Source organism: Methylotuvimicrobium alcaliphilum 20Z (assembly GCF_000968535.2).
Classification (GTDB): domain Bacteria; phylum Pseudomonadota; class Gammaproteobacteria; order Methylococcales; family Methylomonadaceae; genus Methylotuvimicrobium; species Methylotuvimicrobium alcaliphilum.
Genome location: NC_016112.1, coordinates 2897353 through 2915998, shown reverse-complemented (window position 1 = coordinate 2915998; position 18646 = coordinate 2897353). Strand labels below are relative to the sequence as shown.

At 47.7% G+C, this 18646-nt stretch carries 18 protein-coding genes; 11 read left to right on the top strand and 7 right to left on the bottom strand.

Features of this window, described 5'->3' with window-relative positions; genetic code table 11:
• Positions 1 to 430 precede the first annotated feature (430 nt).
• From MEALZ_RS12420 to MEALZ_RS23465, 6 genes are all read left to right on the top strand, one after another.
• Positions 431 to 1429 carry a sterol desaturase family protein gene (locus MEALZ_RS12420; RefSeq protein ID WP_014148990.1) on the top strand — a complete coding sequence of 333 codons (999 nt, stop codon included), beginning with the start codon at positions 431 to 433 and terminating at the stop codon, positions 1427 to 1429.
• 1034 nt (positions 1430 to 2463) lie between these two features.
• Entirely contained in the window at positions 2464 to 2850 is a 387-nt protein-coding gene (locus MEALZ_RS12415) for a DUF4398 domain-containing protein (RefSeq protein ID WP_014148988.1), read from the top strand.
• A gap of 55 nt (positions 2851 to 2905) precedes the next feature.
• A complete protein-coding gene (locus MEALZ_RS12410) occupies positions 2906 to 3697 on the top strand; it encodes an OmpA family protein (RefSeq protein WP_014148987.1) in 792 nt (263 codons plus the stop codon).
• A 407-nt stretch (positions 3698 to 4104) separates the two neighbouring features.
• Entirely contained in the window at positions 4105 to 5154 is a 1050-nt protein-coding gene (locus MEALZ_RS12405; RefSeq protein ID WP_014148986.1) for an AI-2E family transporter, read from the top strand.
• Positions 5155 to 6010: 856 nt separating this feature from the next.
• Positions 6011 to 6193 (top strand): CsbD family protein, encoded by a 183-nt coding sequence (locus MEALZ_RS12400; RefSeq protein ID WP_014148984.1) that lies wholly within the window; start codon positions 6011 to 6013, stop codon positions 6191 to 6193.
• An 86-nt stretch (positions 6194 to 6279) separates the two neighbouring features.
• Positions 6280 to 6558 (top strand): CsbD family protein, encoded by a 279-nt coding sequence (locus tag MEALZ_RS23465; protein ID WP_014148983.1) that lies wholly within the window; start codon positions 6280 to 6282, stop codon positions 6556 to 6558.
• Between the two features lie 245 nt (positions 6559 to 6803).
• Here MEALZ_RS23465 and MEALZ_RS22720 read toward each other — a convergent pair whose 3' ends face one another.
• On the bottom strand, positions 6804 to 7337 hold the full coding sequence (locus tag MEALZ_RS22720) for a hypothetical protein (RefSeq protein ID WP_198482300.1): 534 nt from the start codon (positions 7335 to 7337) through the stop codon (positions 6804 to 6806).
• Positions 7338 to 7389: 52 nt separating this feature from the next.
• Here MEALZ_RS22720 and MEALZ_RS12385 point away from each other — a divergent pair, with 52 nt between their 5' ends.
• The 3 genes from MEALZ_RS12385 to MEALZ_RS12370 all read left to right on the top strand — a co-directional run bounded on the left by MEALZ_RS12385 (position 7390) and on the right by MEALZ_RS12370 (position 10359).
• Positions 7390 to 8541, top strand: coding sequence for a PQQ-dependent sugar dehydrogenase (locus MEALZ_RS12385; protein WP_014148982.1), 1152 nt, complete (start codon positions 7390 to 7392; stop codon positions 8539 to 8541).
• A gap of 182 nt (positions 8542 to 8723) precedes the next feature.
• Positions 8724 to 9545, top strand: a complete 822-nt coding sequence (locus MEALZ_RS12380; RefSeq protein ID WP_014148981.1) for an alpha/beta fold hydrolase — start codon at positions 8724 to 8726, stop codon at positions 9543 to 9545.
• Positions 9546 to 9780: 235 nt separating this feature from the next.
• Complete coding sequence (locus MEALZ_RS12370; RefSeq protein WP_014148980.1) at positions 9781 to 10359, top strand: PAS domain-containing protein; 579 nt, start codon at positions 9781 to 9783, stop codon at positions 10357 to 10359.
• Between the two features lie 123 nt (positions 10360 to 10482).
• On the opposite strand, the gene MEALZ_RS12365 is transcribed toward MEALZ_RS12370, so the two are convergent.
• Together MEALZ_RS12365 and MEALZ_RS12360 are read right to left on the bottom strand one after the other, a co-directional pair.
• On the bottom strand, positions 10483 to 11196 hold the full coding sequence (locus tag MEALZ_RS12365; protein WP_014148979.1) for a Crp/Fnr family transcriptional regulator: 714 nt from the start codon (positions 11194 to 11196) through the stop codon (positions 10483 to 10485).
• A 283-nt stretch (positions 11197 to 11479) separates the two neighbouring features.
• Positions 11480 to 12232 carry a Crp/Fnr family transcriptional regulator gene (locus tag MEALZ_RS12360; protein WP_014148978.1) on the bottom strand — a complete coding sequence of 251 codons (753 nt, stop codon included), beginning with the start codon at positions 12230 to 12232 and terminating at the stop codon, positions 11480 to 11482.
• A 911-nt stretch (positions 12233 to 13143) separates the two neighbouring features.
• On the opposite strand from MEALZ_RS12360, the gene shc reads away from it, so the two are divergent.
• Complete coding sequence (gene shc, locus MEALZ_RS12355) at positions 13144 to 15111, top strand: squalene--hopene cyclase (protein WP_014148977.1); 1968 nt, start codon at positions 13144 to 13146, stop codon at positions 15109 to 15111.
• Between the two features lie 89 nt (positions 15112 to 15200).
• Here shc and MEALZ_RS12350 read toward each other — a convergent pair whose 3' ends face one another.
• On the bottom strand, positions 15201 to 15950 hold the full coding sequence (locus MEALZ_RS12350) for a glycosyltransferase family 2 protein (RefSeq protein WP_014148976.1): 750 nt from the start codon (positions 15948 to 15950) through the stop codon (positions 15201 to 15203).
• A 292-nt stretch (positions 15951 to 16242) separates the two neighbouring features.
• On the bottom strand, positions 16243 to 17136 hold the full coding sequence (locus tag MEALZ_RS12345; RefSeq protein ID WP_014148975.1) for an LpxL/LpxP family acyltransferase: 894 nt from the start codon (positions 17134 to 17136) through the stop codon (positions 16243 to 16245).
• Between MEALZ_RS12345 and MEALZ_RS22925 the strand changes: the two genes are divergently transcribed.
• Positions 17135 to 17359, top strand: a complete 225-nt coding sequence (locus MEALZ_RS22925; RefSeq protein WP_046061140.1) for a hypothetical protein — start codon at positions 17135 to 17137, stop codon at positions 17357 to 17359. The genes MEALZ_RS12345 and MEALZ_RS22925 overlap by 2 nt on opposite strands.
• A gap of 53 nt (positions 17360 to 17412) precedes the next feature.
• Here the strand turns inward: MEALZ_RS22925 and MEALZ_RS23060 are convergent, their stop codons facing one another.
• Complete coding sequence (locus tag MEALZ_RS23060) at positions 17413 to 17841, bottom strand: TRL-like family protein (protein ID WP_014148974.1); 429 nt, start codon at positions 17839 to 17841, stop codon at positions 17413 to 17415.
• A 416-nt stretch (positions 17842 to 18257) separates the two neighbouring features.
• On the bottom strand, positions 18258 to 18464 hold the full coding sequence (locus MEALZ_RS12330) for a hypothetical protein (RefSeq protein ID WP_014148973.1): 207 nt from the start codon (positions 18462 to 18464) through the stop codon (positions 18258 to 18260).
• Positions 18465 to 18646 lie beyond the last annotated feature (182 nt).

Below are 18646 nucleotides of genomic sequence, written 5' to 3'. Positions count from 1 at the left end.
GATTAGCAAGTTTCTTCAGCTAAAGCCCAAAGATCAGCATATGCCTAGCAGGACGGGGTTCGCAAGCCATGCGCGTCAAGCTAAAAACGGCCGCCACATCACGCGCTTTCCCAAGCTCCAGCTTGGGAAAGCCCCCCGGAAGCTCCAGCTTCCTGAACAGGTTACCCAAGCTGGAGCTTGGGTAACAGCATATTTTAGTTTTTGCGACTACGACTGGCCCCTGCTCGGACACTTGGCTTCGGCAAGCTGAAGCATCTTGCTAATCAGTAATGTATTAGCTGCTGGATCGAATCTCGATAATCAAGGGGCAAGATATTCCACGACAGGCATACTTCATACTTTAAACCCGGCAAAAAATGCTCAAACTGGGAATTGTTGTAATCCTAGCCGGTTGTTTGACAATTTTTTGTAACTTCAGTGAGGATAAGTCATGACTCTAACAATGAATGCTTCCATGAATCTTTTTGATGCGGTGGCTGTTTGGTCGATGATCACATCATTCGATCTGGCGGGATTTTCAATATTGATGTTTTTTACCATTTTGTTCATCATCGAAACGCATCGCCCTAGAAAAAAGTTACCGACACATGAGTTGAAAAACTCTTACCGGGTTAATATCACATTGTTTTTGTTTAACAGTTTAGTGTTGTCGATAATGTCGATTGCTTCGTTGCTAATCGTCGCCGAACATTTTTCCGGTGCGGGAATTTTGAGCGGGATGTCGAATGCGGCAATAAAAGCCGCTCTGTCATTACTGTTGCTGGATTTGGTATTTTATTTTTGGCACAAGGCATGCCATGATTTCGATGGCTTATGGTTATTTCATAAAGTCCATCATAGCGAGCCGCATCTCAATGTCTCAACCGCATACCGTGTGCATATATTGGAAATATTGGCGGTAACGCTGATTAAGGTACTCAGTATAGTCATTTTCGGTTTCGATAAAGCCAGCGTATTGGCTTACGAATTATTGATGATGCTGTTTGTCATGTTTCATCACGCAAATATTGCATTTTCCCGTGAACAAAACCTAGGGTATTTGTTTATTACACCTTATCTGCATCGGGTCCATCATTCGACGGTTCGAGTCGAACACGACAGAAATTACGGCGCGGTGTTTTCGATTTGGGACCGTCTGTTCGGGACCTTGGCCGAATTGGAGCCCAATCAAATTGGCATCAATGGCAAGCCGCCGTTGACGTTTTTAAAATTGTTGAAGTTCGGTGTAACCCAGGGGCCCAAAGCAATTCCTTTTGATGTAGGGGGGCAGGAGACCATGCCGATGATTGCCGAGGCGGCTTATTTTAAAGCCGAGAAACGCGGTTTTGAGCCGGGCAATGAAATGTACGATTGGCTGGAAGCAGAGCAGGATATAGCCCGGAAATTATATACCCGGCGTTCGGTCATGGAGCGCCTTTGCCTCGAGTAATTAATGGTAAGTATTTACCTCTTGGCCGTAATTGTTCACCTCATGTATACCCTTTGCTCGTCAAATTTCGGCGTCGGGGTGCCCGTCAAAGGACGCCGTGAACCCAGCACCTAAATTATCCAAGATAGTTAACCATAGCCAATGGACTATGGAATTTAGGTGCTGGGTGAATACGTCCATGTAGGCTCTATGACAGTATCCATGCTGGCAAAGCCTTTGTCGGACACCCCGGCGCCTCCTCGGGCACTGCCGAAATTTGAAGTGCGAAAGGTATAAGCCGTTCGTGGTGAGCCTGTCGAACCATGGACGGCTTAACTTATCGACCCAGGATTTTTTCATTCACCCTTCGACAGGCTCAGGGCGAACGGAAAAATCCTTAACTTAATGGCAGTGACGTAGAGCGTGGGAACGATAATTGTCGGGGGACTGAATAGTTACATTACATATGTTCAGCAAACCTTAAATTGGGAATGTTATGTTCGATAACGAACAGAGAAATTCTAAGTAATATAGTAGTATCCAACTTGTAAATATTCAGTTCCCCTCTTTGAAAAATATGGGGTATGGGGTGATTATTTAAATATATCCTCCTCAATCATTTTTTTCAAAGGGAGAGGCAAAATTCTAGCTTGTCTTAAATGCAGGTAACTATTCAGTCCCCCGGTAATTATCGTTCCCACGCTAGAGCGTGGGAACGATAGGGGGGGGAATAATTACAATGCAGGGGTTATAAAAATTACGATTGTAAGTGATAAATGAGGATTTTTGGGGAGCCTGAACTAAAAATAAAATATTACATTCTAGCGAAATCTTTTCCTCGCTTTTTAATATTATTCGCAATTTTAAGCATAGGATGATTCAAATAATGTCAGTGAAGGTTTATTGATTTGAGGTAAGCGCGAAATATTTATTAGCATGTGATAATCGGTTGGTCACTGGCTTGCATCAGTATTAAGAAACGCTTTGTGTCGCCAATTAAACTTGTCATCGGCTAAATTGCCAGGCCCAACTACAACAAAAATGAGGTTGTTAATATGAAAAATTATCGAAGCGTTACAAAAACAATTAAGCTCGGGCTAGCCTTTGGAGTTTCTATGTTTATCCTGGGTTGTGCTGGAGTCCCGCCTCATGAAGAAATTACGCGCAGTTCTTATGTTATTAAAGAGGCGGAGGCTGATGGTGCAAGGCAACTTGCACCACTCGAACTTAGAAATGCAAGCCAAACTCTTGAAAACGCACGGGCTGCCATGGATGATAAAGATTACCAAAAAGCGCGTAATTTAGCGGCTCAAGCAGAATTGGAAGGGGAGCTCGCTAAAGCAAAAGCTGAAGCATTAAAAGTCCAGAAATCAGCTGAAGAGATCAAGGATGGTAATCGTATCTTAAAAGAAGAACTTAAAAGATATCATCCTGCCCGTTGAACATCGGGCCGTTTGCATCATTTACGTCATTCAATAATTTAATAAGGAATCTATCATGAAGCAGTTAATCACTGACTTGAAGTTTATTACTGTACTGAGTATTGCTGGATTAATATACGGATGCGCATCAACGTCTCCTAATCCGGACTTGGTCAGTGCGCAGAGGCTTTTTGACGAAATCAATGCCGATCCTTTAGTTGCAGCTAAGGCTCCCATTCCTCATGCTGAAGCCGAAGAGTCATTAGCAAAACTAAAATGGATGGTTGAAGACGGTGCCAAAGATAAGGAAATCAAAAGAGTAGCTTATAAGACGGAGATCAAAACTAAAATTGCCCGCGAAAAAGCCAATACCGCCATTGCTAAAGATTTCATCGCTCAAGCTGAAACAGAAAGACAACAAATTCAGATCAAGGCGCGCACGCGTGAAGCAGATGACTTGGCTCGACAACTCGCTGAATTAAAGGCTAAACCGAGTGAAAGAGGAATGATTGTGACGATGGGTGACGTATTATTCGAATACGACAAATCCAATGTCAAAGCTGGAGGCATGAGAATAATTAGTCAATTGGCTGAATTCCTAAAACAACATCCGGAAATAACAGTTAGCATAGAAGGTCATACGGATAGTGTCGGTTCCGATTCTTACAATCAGCAGTTGTCTGAACGCCGAGCCGAAGCCGTTCACAGAGCACTGCGGCATGCGGGTATCGATGATGCGCGTATGACTGCTATTGGCTATGGCAAGACTTATCCCATTGCCACCAATACAACTTCCTCTGGCAGGCAACAAAATCGCAGAGTTGAAATAGTCATCTCTGATGAAACAGGCATCGTTAAAGAACGCTAGTTAATCCAATCTGAGAGAATTAAAGTCTAATTATCAGCAAGTACGGGGGTGAGAATGTCGGTAGCAGGACAGATTTTGCTCCCTTTTGATTGAACAGACGTCTAAGACTAAAAAGGGAGGACCGGCGTGAGTCCTTCCATGGGGCTTGACGGTTGCTCCCTGCTGGCCGACATCTTCGCTAGCCACACCCCCATACCTTCATAAAGTTTGCCAACTGGGTCTGAATACTTACTCTTTGATACGTAACTATTCAGTCCCCCGGCAATTATCGTTCCCACGCTCTGCGTGGGAACGCTTGAGTACCGCTCCAGCGGTACGAGACGCTAGAGCGTCTCGGTCTTCATTCCCACGCCGGAGCGTAGGAACGATAGGGGGGGTGAATAACTACTTTGACACAGGTTTCTTCAATGCAAAAGAATACCCCATATATTTTATTTCTGATATTTATTTTGCTAGTAACGGTGTCTTTTTTTATTTTAATCAAGGATTTCTTATTAGCTTGTTTTTGGGCAATCATTCTAGCTATAGTTTTTGATCCTATTCATAAAAAGTTGAAACAATATTTTAAAAATACCGAAATACTGCCTGTGCTTCTGACCTTGGTGGTGATTATTATAGTTTTTATCATTCCAATTTTAACGATAACCTTAATGATTGCGGAAGAAAGCACTACTTTTTATAAAAAAATTGAAAGCGGAGAAATAAATCCACAGCTTTATTTTCAAGATAATCTCGAGCTTTTTTTACCAATATTCAATAAGATTCCATATGTTGAGGCTGTCAGTGTTGAGCAAATGGGATCGGCAGTAGGAGACATATTCTCTCAAGCAGTAAAATATTTAGCACAACAAGTCCCCATATTAACTCAGAACATATTGAGTATTGTCGTTCAATTTTCGTTAACTTTTTACATGCTGTTTTTTATGTTACGGGATGGTCATTATTTGATAAGAAAACTCATTTCACTAATTCCGATAGGCGACAGGATAGAAATAGAGTTATTTAAACGTTTTACCAGCGTAGCGAGGGGTACTGTTAAAGGAGGGTTAATAGTGGCTATTATTGAGGGGGTTATTGGAGGGTTGGTATTTTGGTTTGTTGGTATTCCCACGGCTTTTTTATGGGGTACGATCATGGTCGTTCTATCCTTGCTGCCCGTGGGAAGCATTCTGATTTGGGTTCCCGCTGCATTAATTTTATTTTTACAGGGCGAAACTATACGAGCACTCATATTATTATCAGTCTTTGTTTTAGTTATTATCACGATAGATAATTTTCTAAGGCCCCGGCTAATAGGTAAAGATATTAAAATGTCAGATTATTTGGTACTCGTATCCACTTTAGGTGGATTAACTTGGTTTTCATTAACAGGATTTGTATTAGGCCCTATTATTGCGGCATTGTTCGTTACGTGTTGGGACATATTGGGAAAAGAAAATATCGCAAGTCAACGGTAACAATTATTGAATTCGCTTGCCGCGTTTTAAATAAGACGCTGTATGCGGTAATAGTTGAAAACATCCACCACTTTCCGCAGCACTTAAAAATTCAAAGTGAATCGTAGGGTACGCTACGCGTACCTAATGTCAGCATACCGAATCCCGGCGCAAGACATCCGCATGGAGGGCACGTTAAACTGCGGTTGGGACAGCTGTGGTAGTAACTATTCAGTCCCCCGACAATTATCATTCCCACGCTCTGCGTGGGAATGCCTGAGTACCGCTCCAGCGGTACGAGACGCTAGAGCGTCTCGGTCTTCATTCCCACGCTAGAGCGTGGGGTGAATAATTACGCTGTGGTACGCACAGCGTATCCTACAATCTTAAAGTTTCGACATTGGCGTAGTATTCATTTTTTCAACTATTAACACGAACATCAGCAATTCCCAATTTGGGGATCAAAAAGGGTGTGGGGTGTGCTTGGCGAGGATGTCGGCAGCAGGGAGCTGCCGCCAAGCCCCCATGGATGGGTTTACGGCGTTCCTCGACAGGCATACCCCACACCCTAAGATCGGCGAAAATGCTCAAACTGGGAATTGCTGCACGAACATAACCTTAAATAAAAGTAGGGCTTTACTATGCACATCTCCCTTTTTCAAAGGGGGAGGCAAAGTAACAACTTGTTTTAAATGCAGAGTCTTAACAATTACCTTATCTCTCCTACCCTTTTTTTCCAGCACTAGTCGTTAATAATAAAACTCAATGTGCGGTGACGTACCGACTGTATTCAGTATTATGAGTATGATTATATTCGAGCGCCGGAATAACTTCGGAAATTGCTCAATAACCATTCAACCAACTATCGGGAACTCTCATGAACAAAGATCAAGTAAAAGGTCGAGTCGAACAGGCCAAAGGTAAAGTCAAAAAGGTCAGTGGCAAAGTCATGGATGACGAGGATATGGAGTTAGAAGGTAAGGTCGATGAAAGCCGCGGCAAGGTTCAGTCGGGTTATGGCGATCTTAAAGAAGATGTTAAGAAGGCGACTGATAACTAGAAATACCGAATCGCGCAGCGAGCCCTGAATGACGGGCTAACTGTTCGAGGGAGCTAAGATTCCCAACATTATTACAGGAAATAATCATGAAACATACACACAACAAACTCAGCGTTTTATCGGCTGGTTTCATTTTGGCACTTTTATCCTTAAACGCTTATGCCGAAGATAACAAAATTGAAGCCCCCATGAACGAAGATCAAGTAGAAGGCCGCGTCGAAGAAATGAAAGGGACAGTCAAGGAAGGCACCGGCAAGCTACTAGACGACAAAGGTATGGAGATAGAAGGAAATATTCAAAAGAATAAAGGCAAGATCCAGAAAGGCTATGGCGATATTAAAAAGGATATTAAGGAAGGCAATTAAATGTCAGCTTTGATGAGAGAGCGTCTGACCTGATCAATCCTGCTGCGATTACTCAGTTCTCCAAAAACGGATTTTTGCTCATCGGCAATATTACTATTCCTTTTTGGTTTATACCCATCGAAGATCAAAATTCGGCCTAGCAGCCTGGAGCCTTCTTAGTCGCTGCCGAATTTTCAAGTACGAAGGGTATATAAATAAAACAACTTTCATAAAGCGTGGAGTGTGTCAATCAAGACGACACACTTTCATTTAACTTTTCTTTGGAGTACCCCATGCATCAATCTTCCCACACCGATTCCGCTATGCAAGCCTGCATAGAGACTTGTACGCGTTGCCATCAGGTTTGCTTGCAAACCGCTATGAATCATTGCCTGGAAACCGGCGGAAAGCACGTCGAGGCCAAACATTTCCGTCTGATGATGAACTGTGCCGAGATTTGCCAGACCTCGGCGAATTTCCAACTGAGTAGCTCTCGTTTCCAGCATCGCCTCCACGAAGTTTGCGCCGAGATTTGCGAAGCGTGCGCATCCGATTGCAAGAAAATCGGCGATATGGACGAATGTGTTGAAGCGTGTCAAGCATGTGCCGACAGTTGCCGGAAAATGATAAGCGCTCAGCATTAAGGCCATGTGGTATCCAAGGATAGTTTTTTTATGCTCGGTAATGACGACAGTGCTGACCGCATGCGGCGAGTCGGCACTGTTGCCGATTTCTGCGGGTATCGGTCCTAATCCACAATTACCGCCACCCAACCCGACGTTGATTCCCACTGTAAACATCGCTAAGGCTGTGGGCTGGCCATCAAATATAAAACCTGTGCCGGCGCCTGGTATGACCGTAAATGCCTTTGCCGGCAATCTCGATCATCCGCGCTGGCTCTATGTGTTACCGAATGGAGATGTACTCGTTGCCGAGACCAATGCGCCGCAACAGTCCGACGATAGTTGGAGCATCAAAGGCTGGATGATGAAGCGGGCGATGAAAAAGGCTGGCGCAGCTAGTCCGAGCGCTAATCGCATCACCTTGCTGCGAGATAGCGATGGCGACGGTGTAGCGGAAATACGAACGGTGTTTATCGAGGGACTCAACTCGCCGTTCGGCATGGCGCTGGTCGGCAACGATTTCTACGTGGCGAACACGGATGCGCTGGTGAAGTTTCACTATACCGAAGGTGCAACTCGAATCACTCAACCGGGCACCAAGGTTCTGGATCTGCCGGCTGGGCCAATCAATCACCACTGGACCAAAAACCTCTTGGCCAGTGAAGATGGTGCAAGGCTCTATGTGACAGTGGGTTCTAACAGTAATATTGCCGAAAGTGGGATTGAACAAGAAGTCGGTCGCGCTGCCATTTGGGAGGTGGATCCTAGGAACGGCAATTACCGCATTTACGCATCGGGATTGCGCAATCCTAATGGACTTGCGTGGGAGCCGGGTGGCGGAGCGCTTTGGACCGTAGTCAACGAGCGCGATGAGCTCGGGAGCGACTTGGTTCCGGATTACCTGACATCGGTACCCGATGGCAGCTTCTTCGGTTGGCCTTACAGTTACTTTGGCCAACATGTGGATATACGCGTTAAGCCTCAGCGGCCCGACTTAGTCGCTGAGGCAAGGGTTCCGGATTATGCGCTGGGTTCTCATACCGCTTCACTCGGTTTGGCATATTCAAAAAGTACCATTTGGCCGGCGCCATTCGATAATGGGGTTTTCATCGGTCAGCACGGTTCATGGAACCGCAAGCCACGCAGCGGCTATCAGGTCATCTTCATCCCTTTTCGTGTTGGCAAGCCTTTCGGTGAGCCCATCGAAGTATTGACGGGTTTTGTTAGTGAAGCCGGTGAAGCTTACGGTAGGCCTGTGGGGGTTGCGCTCGACAAACAATCGGCTTTACTGGTCGTTGATGATGTCGGCAATACTATCTGGCGTGTAACGGCGCCGCCAACCACGGCTACTGCCCCAACCCGATCGCAAGCCGCGCACTAAGAATAGCAACTGGCAAGGCTCGGACGCAGTATGAGCCTATCGGGCTTTGCAACCCCGTTCCGCAGAAGTGGCTACGACTGGCCACTGCTCGGACAATTGGCTTCAGCAAGCTGAAGCATCTTGCTAATCAGGTCCGACAATGACGATAACTGTTTAACTCACTCAGATTAGGAAAACTCATCATGAGCACTATTATCACCCAAGACGGAACAGAGATTTATTACAAGGACTGGGGTGCTGGACAACCCGTCTTCTTCAGTCACGGTTGGCCACTCAACGCCGATGCCTTTGAAAGCCAGATGTTATTTTTGGCATCCCACGGCTACCGCTGCATTGCGCATGACAGACGCGGTCACGGCCGTTCGAGTCAACCATGGAACGGCAACGACATGGATACTTACGCGGACGATTTGTCGGAACTTATTGAAAGCTTAGACCTGAACGGTATTACCTTGGTAGGTCATTCGACCGGCGGCGGCGAAGTTGCCCGGTACATCGGTCGTTACGGCAGTCAACGTGTCGCTAAGGTCGTGCTGATAGGGTCGGTATCTCCACAGATGGTCAAGACGGACAATAATCCGACTGGTTTGCCGATCAAGGTGTTTGACGATATTCGTAGCGGCGTCGCCGCCGACCGCTCACAATTCTTTATGGATCTCACGGTGCCGTTCTACGGCATTAACCGGTCGGGCGCCAAAACTAGCCAAGGCGTGCGTGAAGCCTTCTGGTTGCAAGGCATGCAGGGCGGCCTCAAGAATCAACTGGATTGTATCAGGGCGTTTTCCGAAACGGATTTTACCGAGGATCTCAAGAAATGCGATAGGCCGACTTTGATTATCCATGGCGACGACGATCAGATTGTACCGATCGACGCATCGGCGCACGCGTCGTTAAAACTTGTTCAAAATGCGACTCTAAAGGTTTATTCAGGCGGCCCGCATGGCTTGGCCGAAACACATAAAGAACAACTGAATACCGACTTGCTTGCCTTTCTCGACATCTGAGCGGACAGGGTAAGTTGCAACGCAGAATTGACTTGTTGATGTCTTTATCGGCTTGGTAACATCCGCAAGTCGCCGCTTCTAGACTGGCCAGTCGAGAATCCTGGCGTTTTTTTGGCGATAACTGATAAAATCCGGATGCGCGCCGCATTGTCGGCAAAGCAAATAAACGGCCGTTTTTTTCGGTTCAAGCGATGGCTGAAGGTATAAGCGACGATGAGTCAGCAAAGAGGCATGAATGATGAAGAAAAAGATGGAGGCGGTTGAGATTCGTAAATCGCTAAGAAAAGATGCGGAATCCATGGTGGCTAGCTTATCAGTGGATGAAAAATCGGCCCGTCCTGCCGAAGTTTTGATGCATGAGCTCATTATTCATAAGATTGAATTGGAGCTGCAAAATCAGGAGTTACGAAAAGCTCGCACCTCACTGGAAGATGCGCTGGATCGATATGTCGATCTCTATGAGTTCGCACCGGTTGCCTACATTACGGTTAACAGGGATGGTTTGATTAGCGAAATCAACTTGGCCGGGGCGGCACTGTTGGGTGTCGATCGCGCTAAACTGATCAATAGCCGTTTCTCTAAGTTTGTTTCTCCTCAGGACAGTGACCGTTGGTATCGACTGTTTTTGAATATGAAGGAAAAACCTGAAGGGGAAAAGCAAAGATTCGGTTTAACGATGATGCGTGCCGATGGGACTCTTTTTTCCGGTTATCTCGATTGTTTGCATCGCGAATCTTTGGATGCCTCTTCGAAGTTGCGGGTCGCTTTGACCGATATTACTCAACAAGATGCCTCTTTCGAACAGATCGAATGACCGGTGTTCTTCTATCCCTGATCAATCGGTAAATGTTATTGAAGTCGACATTTATCGGTTCTAGCGGCCGCGGGGTGGAAGCTAGTGAATTTATGTTGGGCTCGAAAGATTTCGTTAAAATGTCTAGCGTCTACATCTCATCATTCGCTCATAAATTTCATTGTCGGCTCGGTAACAACTGCAAGCAACGGCTTCTAGACCTGGTCGGTCGATAATCCTAACGTTTCCTCGTCGGTAACTAATAAGTTTTTGTTGCTGTAGTGAATTCGCAGCTCTGGTGATACCGACGCGCCTTACGCCTAGCATATAGGCAAGACCTACGTGCGTGACATGGAAGGTATTGGAATGCGCCCGGTCATGAATCATCAACAACGAACGCGCGAGGCGGGCTTCTACCCTATGGAATTGCGAGCATGCGGCCGTTTGCGCAAGTTGTCTCATCAATGCACAGAGGTAACGCTTTAGCTCTTTTTGTAATGCGGGACTTTGTTCGAGTTCATGGAGAAATGCCTCCGCTGTAATGCGTAACGCAGGGCCTGCTCCTTGGACTACTGCATGAAACGGGGCGATGTCGACTTCCAGCATCAGAGTAATTCCGAAAAGCCCCTCGTTACCGACCATTCCTATCTCCAAATTGGAGCTATCTATGGATGTTACCAGGGAAATAAAGCTTCCGGTCGGGAAATAAACGTGTGTAATGAGATCTCCTGGACGGCAGAGTACCTCGGCAAAAATAAGATCGATGGGTTCGCAATGTGCGAGCAACCGTTTGCGATCCTTGCAGGGTAGTGCCGTCAACAGTTGATTCGTAGTTGAGCCGGCTTTGGAGGTCTGCACGGGATTGCTCTCCTGGAACTCTTAGATTTTCATCACTCAAGTCATTACATTTTTTGAAAACCTATGTTCTTTAATTAGAAAAACATAGGTTCGATAAGAATGACGCGACGCTTCGGAGCAGGTGAGCGTAGTCGAAATGAATAACCGGTTAAGGCTCGGCACATCGGTTGATGTCAGTGGATGGCTCCGTAAGTGGAAATTAGACTAACGGATAAGCTTTCTAGCGTCTGTACGCTAGCGCCCATAAATGCCTTCATCAAATCTCAACAAGTTGGACGATTATTCAGTAAGAAAGGAGCGCAGCGTTTAGATCGGGGGGGGGGAGCAGACGATCGAATTCGGTTTTTACGACGTCATAGCATTCGCAGACGCGTTCCTCCAATCCGGGTCTATCTATTACCATGATGCGTCCACGGCTGTATTCGATCAATCCGGCTTTCTGTAATTTACCGGCGGCTTCCGTGACACCTTCCCGGCGAACGCCAAGCATATTGGCGATTAGCTCCTGCGTCATGCGCAATTCATTGGTAGGCAGTCTATCGAGGCTGAGCAATAGCCATCGGCAAAGCTGCTGATCCACCGAATGATGCCGATTGCAAACTGCAGTCTGCGACATTTGAGTGATCAAGGTTTGAGCATAACGAAGCATCAGATGTTGCAAAGCACTCGAGCGGCGGCCGCCCGATCGGTTAAATTCCTGCATGAACGACTTTTTTCGAAGTCGGTAAGCATGTCCAGCGCTTTGTACGACGGCTCGGTTCGGCATGGTTCCTCCGCCCATGAATACCGCAACGCCGATAATACCATCGTTGCCGGTTACGGCAATTTCTGCCGAAGCGCCATTTTCCATGACATAAAGCAGCGAAACGATGCAATTCGTGGGGAAATAGACATAATTCAATTCGCCCCCGGATTCGTAAAGGACTTCGCCAAGTCGCATGGATACGCCTTCAAGATGAGGTATTATCCGCTCATATTGGTTTGAGGGCAGCAAGTTGAGCAGATGGTTTTGTCGAGGATCGCATGCATCGGTCATAAGTAATCCAAACTAGATAGTCATGGAAGGGGATATTCTACGAATGGTTTATGTGGCGAACCGGTTCGTAGCCTCGATAAGCTTATAGAAAAAGCCGGGTATTTTTTATGGAAATAAAGGCAACTAATTTATAGCAGAGAACTTTAAGGGGTGCAAGCGAACGGAGAGGAGTAATTGTCGGCAAGTGCATGTATACCTTATCGCACTTCAAATTTCGGCTGTACCTGAAGAGGCGCCGAACTTTGATCCACGGGTACAGAAGGAAGCATTCTTAAAAACCGGAAATGGTTATATGTGCGGCAGCGTACCGACGACATTTAAAAGTCACTGTTATCATTACCGCAAAGTAACGTATCGACAGAAAACTAATTTGCAGACATATAAGCAATGTTACCGGGATGGCTTAAATCGGCAATACAGCGTGATAACTCAGCGGCACATATCTGGTCAACAGTGCCATTATGTTAAGTCGTTATACCCTTTGCTTGTCAAATTTCGGTGCCGGGGTGCCCGTCAAAGGACGCCGTAAATACGTCCAAGTAGGCTCTATGATAGCATCCATGCTATCCAAGCCTTTGCGAGCGCCATGGATGGCGTGAATGTCGATTTTGCATTACGCCAAGGATGGCGTGTAGTAGGGCAATGCAGGAGCAATTGCCGAGGAGCAAAATCGACCTAACACCCCGGCACCTCCATTGGCTAATGCCGAAATTTGAAGTGCGAAAGGTATATTCCGGTACGGATTGCCGAAAGGTTGGCTTAACTTAATCCATCATAAAACTCATTTTTGTTATTGCGCTCCTCCCGGCTCGCTGCGGCAATTGATTGCTGCAGTTTTTTTTGTCCTGCACCACCGACTTTATTTCAGGTCTGATACCGCTAATACTAAAGGGAAGTCAGAAAAACTATCCATGCTAATAGAGACCATTTTTCATCCTGATCAGGATGCTTCATCGACTAGCCTGTCCTATCCACGTTTGAGCTTGAACGATGCGATAACTTGCGCCAAGGCGCGGCTTTTAGAACTGCAAAACGAGGAAGGCTATTGGGTTTTCGAGCTCGAAGCGGATTGCACGATTCCTTCCGAATACATCTTGATGATGCATTTCATGGGTGAAATCGATGCAACGCACCAGGCCAAGATCGTTCAATATCTCCACGAACAACAAGACCGGGACGGCAGTTATCCGCTTTATAAAGGCGGACCGGGAGACCTGAGTTGCACGATCAAGGCTTATTACGCGATGAAATTGGCCGGCGACTCGATTCAAGCGCAGCACATGGTCAAAGCGCGCCGTTGGATACTGGCTCGGGGCGGCGGCGCCAAGGCTAACGTCTTTACGCGTATCATGATGGCGATGTTCGAGCAGATCCCTTGGCGCGGCGTGCCTTTTATTCCGGTCGAAATCATGCTTTTACCGAAATGGTTTCCGTTCCATATCGATAAAGTTTCGTATTGGTCCCGTACCGTAATGGTGCCGTTATTCATCTTGTGTACTTATAAAGTCAAGGCTCGTAATCCGAATAACGTGGGGATTTCAGAGCTCTTTATCACGCAGCCTGAGTCGGAAAAAAATTATTTTGCACACGTTAAAACACCGCTAGGCAAGTCCATATTGGCCGCGGACCGCATGGGCCGCTTGATGGAACCGTTGATTCCCGGTTTCGTTCGCCGCAAGGCAACGATCAAGGCTCGCGATTGGTTTATGTCCCGATTGAATGGGTACGATGGACTGGGTGCTATCTTTACATCCATGGTTAATGCCTATGAGGCCATGGATTATTTAGGGATTCCTGCCGACGATGAACGGCGGCGTATCGCCAGGGAAGCGATCGATCGATTGCTAGTCGTCAAGCCGGATAAGGCCTACTGTCAGCCTTGCGTTTCACCGGTTTGGGATACCGGTCTAGCCGTGCTGGTTCTGCAGGAAGTCGATCGCCGCGAGCGTGATCCGATTGCCGAACAATCGCTCACTAAGGCTTTAAATTGGCTGGCCGGTCGGCAATTGAGCAACGAACCGGGCGATTGGCGGGTGCAACGGCCCAATCTGCCGGGCGGCGGCTGGGCTTTTCAGTTCGGCAACAGTCATTATCCCGATGTCGACGATACCGCGGTGGTTGCGCTGGCGATGATAGAGTCCGGCGATCGCGAGTTTGCCGAAAATATCGAACGGGCAGGCGTATGGATTGCCGGCATGCAATCCGCCAATGGCGGCTACGGCGCTTTTGACGCGGACAATACGCATAGCTATCTCAACCATATACCGTTCGCCGATCACGGCGCTTTGCTCGACCCGCCTACCGCTGATGTCAGCGGACGCTGCGTTATGTTTTTGAGCAAACTGGTCGATAGACAGCCGGAATACCGGGCCGTTATCGACACCTGCATTACCTATTTGCGCAATCAGCAGGAAGCCGACGGATCCTGGTTCGGTCGGTGGGGAACAAATTACATTTACGGAACTTGGTCTGTATTGACCGGGTTCGAAAGCGCCGGTATTTCGAAGCATGATTCCCACATTCGTAAAGCTGTGGTTTGGCTAAAATCCAAGCAGCGTGCCGACGGCGGTTGGGGGGAGGACAATGATAGTTATCACGATGTCGGGGTTCGCGGCGAAAGCGAAACCGGCTCGGCATTTCATACCGCGCTCGCGCTGCTGGCCTTGATGTCGGCCGGCGAGGCGGGTTGCCCCGAAGTTAAATCGGGAATTAATTATCTCTTGAAAAACCAACAAGACGATGGGTTTTGGAAAGACGATGGCTTTAATGCGCCGGGTTTTCCCAAGTTTTTTTATTTAAAATATCACGGTTACGAAAAATACTTTCCGCTTTGGGCGCTAGGGCGCTACCGCAACGAATGCGGGGACTTTATATCATAAAGTTGCGTAGGTCGGGTTAGCGATAGCGTAACCCGACGTTTTACGCGAAAGTGTCGAAATACCTTCGATAGGTGAAAGCACAATAATTTTCACAGTTTTAGACTTTGGCTGCCATTAAGGCTTCGCCATAATCCGGACGGAAAAAAGCCTTGAATAAACAAACGCCATGCCACCATGCGGGTGATGTGAGCGATATCGTTCATCGGATGGAAATGACTGGGTCTGGCATTTTCGGGGTAGGTTGTACTCACGGGTACGAAGGCGCATGGAAATCTGTGTCGGGCGGCTTCGATGATGATCTCGCTTTCGAAAACGAAGCTCTGTTTCCGGCCCAATACGAAACGGCAGCGTCGGATCAATTGTGCCGGATACACGCGGAAACCCGACTGGCTGTCTTCGATGGTTTGTCCTGCGGCCCAGGCGATCCAGAAGTTGGCGAAACGGTTGGCCCGGTAGCGCGCCTTTGGAATCACGTCTCGGTTCCAGAGGCGTGAGCCAATCACCAGTTTGTCCGGATGGACTTTTGCCGCCATCAAGAGCCTTGGCAAGTCTGCCGGATCGTGCTGGCCGTCCCCGTCCATGGTGACGATTCCTTTCGCGCCGAGATTCAAGGCGGTCTGCATGCCGTTCCACAAGCTTGCCGCCTTTCCCTGATTCTCGGGATGGCGCCGCAATGTCACCGGTAAATTTGAGAGTTTGTCCGCAGTGCCATCGTTGGAGCCGTCGTCAACGACAATCACCGTGCCGAGATGCCGTAAGGCGCCTTGCACTACCTCGCGGATGGTGGCGGATTCGTTATAGGCTGGGATTACCAGTACGTATTTGTCTCTTCCGTTCATGTTGATCTCTCCATTCATAAGTAATATGCACAAAATAACTTCGCGAAACAGTAAGCTTTGTGGAGGTTCGTTGACTCGCTTGACAGGACGCCGTGAATACGTCCGTGTAGGCTTGACGGCGGAATCTGATTGCCAAGGATGGCATGAATGCAGATTTTGCAGGAGCAAAAATCTGCCTTGCCGCCGACACCTGTCAATCGAGCCAACGAACCCCCTTCCGACATTTGATGAAGTTATTTCATGTTCGTTCCTTAGCGAATCGTTGTCAGGCAATAAGGCATTAGCCGCGTTTCTATTCGTCCTTCCAAAAATCATAAAAATTGAACCAGTTGTACGGCGCCAATCGACAATAATATTCCAGGCGGTTGGCGTAGTTTTGCATAATGCAACGAGCCGCTGTTTCCCGCTGGTTTCGGCCGACCCGCGGCGGGTCGGCCAGGTGTTCAAACCAGGCGTCGTAGCCTCCGTCATTCCGATGTAGGCAGAAGAACGTAACCAAGGGCATGTCGAGAATTCGAGACAGCAAGACAGGAGCCTCTGGAAACCATGCCGGCTCGCCGAAAAATTCGCAGCGTATCCGTTTGTCGGCACGCACGCTGCGGTCTCCCAATAGCGCGATGAGACCGCCCTGGCGCGCGTGCTCGTCGAGCCCAATCAATGAACCGATATCGCCCACATAGACAATATCTTCGAACAATGCCGGGTTCAACTTTCGGAATATGCCGGTAACTTGGGGCGTACTCTCCCCATAAACGAGCGCTTTGATATGGAATCCGCTCTGTAATTTGCCTACCGCACGGATGATTTCGAAGCTGCCGAGATGCGCGCCTACGAGCAGACAGCCGCGCCCGGAACGGGCGTATTCGTCCAGCACTTCCAGGCCTTTGATGCGAATATCCAATCGCTGACCTTGTCCGGCAAACATGTAAACCCGATCGAGCAACGTGTGGGCGAAGGTGTGGTAATGCCGGAATACCTCGGCCCAGCCGCAATCCCTGCCCAAAACCTTTCGTAGAAAGTTGCGGGATGCCGAGCGGGCGCGGTACGAGAACACAACGAAATAGATTGTGATCGGGTAAAGCAGGAGACGCGACAACCATCGCCCGGCCCGCAAGGCGATCCATTTGATGGTGTTTAACCAGAACAGGCTGCTTCGCTCCGGTACTTCAAGCCAAGCCTGTTTCATGGGACGCGATGCAGAAGGGGCCGAAAACTTGCTCGCGGCCGAGGAATTTGCAGCTGAAACAAACCGGATCGTTTTTGCGATGGATGGGTTTCAGTCGGTAGGCTTGCCCCGCAATGACGATTGTGTTGCCTTTGTTGCTCATAAGCCGGTTGATGCGGGGCTTTATCGATGTATACGAATTGGCTATGTCACTCCTCATTCTGTGTTGCGCAGATGGATGTGAACCGGAGTTCATTCGCAGTGACCTTTCTTTCGTTGCCATCACGTAAAAGGGGGTTAATGGCCTCTGACGATCGTACACCATTCGCCGACGATGTTGAGTAAGTTCCTCGCCGAGTGATCCACTGAAGTGACTTCCGTGATATTGCCATTTTGCTTTGCCGCGCGAACACTAGCATCGCCGCGGGCCAGCAAGCCAAGTATGGATTCCGCGCAGGCTTTGCCTTCCTTCAAAGTGGCTGGGTCGGTAGTTTCCCCGGTCGCTATGTCGCCCCAGATGACTTCGGTACCTAAAACGCCTTTAATCGGCGCATCGACAATCATGCAACCGCTGAGGCCGGCTACGAGACTCATCACGCCAAGCGTCAACCCTGCTCTCATGGATGGCCGCATCTGCTCTCCCGAATGGCTCAGGTCAAGTTTCGATGTTTCCCCGAATTTCTCTTTTGATATTACCGATTTGTCTTCAATTTGATCCAAAGTCATCGTTGTTCTCCAAAATTTTGATAGTTTGTGATGTGTGGGATTAGCGTTTTTAAAAATATACCTTTCGCCCTTCAAATTTCGGTAGTGCCTTAGAAGGCGCTGCTGTGCTAGGTCGATTTTCGCTCCTCGGCAATCGCTCCTGCATTGTCCTAATACACGCCATCCATGGCGCTCGCAAAGGCTTTGCCGGCATGGAGCTGGCATAGAGTCTACGGGGACGTATTCACCCAGCACCTAAATTCCATAGTCCATTGGCTATGGTTAACTATCTTGGATAATTTAGGTGCTGGGTTCACGGCGTCCTTTGACTGGCCCCCCGGTGCCGAATTTTGATCTACGATCGATGGGTATATCATGTCCGAAGCAATGCATGAAAATCGGTTTCGGCGTTCTTCGGTGGCTGTTTTTGGCTGCAATTAAGCTAAGACGGTTTTCACTAATTGCTTTGTGAATGCCCTTAGTGGTTCTTTGTGTTGTAAATATTGTTGGAATAAGCTGTCGATCGCAAGCGGTGTAAGATAGGCGTAAACGCCAATGCCGGTTTGCGAAATAAATTCACCGCTTAGCATTTCGATGAATGTGGACTGCCCTTGGCTTGTGATTTCTATCGGTTGATTTTCCATTGTCGATACCTCTGATCAATGATTTTTCATAATAAAAAGTAATATCAAGGTCCATCTAAAGAATATAAATAGTTTCAATAGTTTAATAAATTATTCAAAGGTAAAGCTTGGTCTAGTCAACTTTCCTCGAGGAGAAATTGAAGGCATACCGGATTCCTGTTCTAAATCGGCGTGATCTCTTG